The 1,334-nt window shown below is 40.5% G+C and carries 3 protein-coding genes; all 3 read right to left on the bottom strand.

The window, feature by feature from the left end; all coding sequences use genetic code 11:
* Window positions 1–340, bottom strand: a 340-nt coding sequence (locus PE36_RS23570; RefSeq protein WP_006034636.1) for a glutathione S-transferase N-terminal domain-containing protein, incomplete at its 3' end; no start/stop codon positions are given.
* Window positions 341–519: 179 nt separating this feature from the next.
* Window positions 520–1,035, bottom strand: coding sequence for a DUF2867 domain-containing protein (locus PE36_RS23565; RefSeq protein ID WP_006034635.1), 516 nt, complete (start codon window positions 1,033–1,035; stop codon window positions 520–522).
* 119 nt (window positions 1,036–1,154) lie between these two features.
* Window positions 1,155–1,334 (bottom strand): DUF952 domain-containing protein (locus tag PE36_RS24675; RefSeq protein WP_006034634.1); only part of this gene is annotated, 180 nt, incomplete at its 5' end.

The raw sequence follows: 1,334 nt of genomic DNA, 5'->3' as shown, positions 1-1,334 counted from the left end.
TCCTCTCCCTGCAGCCCAAAAGTTTGAACGATGTAATAGGGCTGATATCCTCGAGGGCATCCAATACTTCATCACAGTAAAGCGCTTGCAGATCGTCTGCAGGATACAGGCCGCCCATCTTTCCCACGTAGCGGCTAATAGCGTTAGATTGAGTTATCTGAGCGCCATCGATGTCAAGTACAGGTACTGAATTAAAGCGCGTGTCCGAACGCATCTCGCCAAACTCGGGAAACGATATGCGCTTGTCTTCAAAATTGATTCCCGCCGTGTGAAAAGCAATGCGGAGTGGTTCAGCACGCCCACCATCGATATCGAAATAAGTAAGTTTATACTTAGGCATTATGTAATCTCCATACTTTCTACAAATATATATTGTAGACTGGTAGCGAATATTTGTGACAATTTTGAAACTTTACCAACCCCGCAATAACCAGCTATGCCCAAAACATAACGCGAGGGCACCACCAATACGGTCAAGTCAGTTTACAGACGAACTTGAGCAACTTGTCATGCATTAATTTAACTAAACTCAGCTCGCTTTATTGTTGAAGGAACTATCAATTTATGTATTGGCTCTACAACCAGCATATATGCCTTTCCAAGCGCGTTATGAACATGGACAACCGTAGATATTGTAATAAACTCACTATCATTAATCTCTTTAAAAACCGATACTTTCACATCCAAGTGTTTATCTGAATCACCTAAAACAATTTCATTATCGCTCAGTGATAATATGGTAAATATCCCTACTCTATCACCAACTCGGTAATTATTAATTGGCTTTCCTTCATCCACTGCACCTAGGTGTCCAAGGTTTTTTAGACCCAGAGCTGATACTAATTTGTTTCGTGCGGCCATTAAAAAGTTTACCCAAGCAGGCACAGTTGAAACATGCGCTAACCAAATTTGAAGTGATGTTCTTTCCCTATATTTTGTAGGAAAACAATAAGCATCAGAATAGTAAGCGCCACTCAAACTTTTCGATATTTGGCTACTGTTTGGAACATTACATTTCTCGATTTTAGCTTTCATAGTTGCACATTATTCCCTTGATACAACGCCTAATTAAACGGCCCAGAGTGCAGGCGCAGTTTTTTGCGGCTCTTTTGCAAAAAATACGACCGTACTAGGCGTCCGCTTTGAATTGCTTGTTAGAACAATTTCACCTCGAGTTCATCTTCTTGGAAATTACCTTGCGAATCGATCGTCAGTTCATAAACTCTACTTACAGCCCTTGTTTGTAAAGGTCCATAGAGATGTGGGTATAAGTTACCATCATTTTCGATTCCAGCTGGGGCTTCATTTTTAACTTCAAAGTTTAATTTATTTGG

Origin of the sequence: Moritella sp. PE36 (genome assembly GCF_000170855.1) — a bacterium.
In the GTDB taxonomy this organism is placed as follows: domain Bacteria; phylum Pseudomonadota; class Gammaproteobacteria; order Enterobacterales; family Moritellaceae; genus Moritella.
The sequence above is the reverse complement of the archived record's forward strand: the minus strand, read 5'-3'. Positions and strand labels throughout refer to the sequence as shown.

What these genes read in the sequence shown, in the direction of transcription:
- PE36_RS23565 (WP_006034635.1), bottom strand. Translation starts at nt 1,035, where the DNA reads ATGAAAGCTAAAATCGAGAAATGTAATGTTCCAAACAGTAGCCAAATA.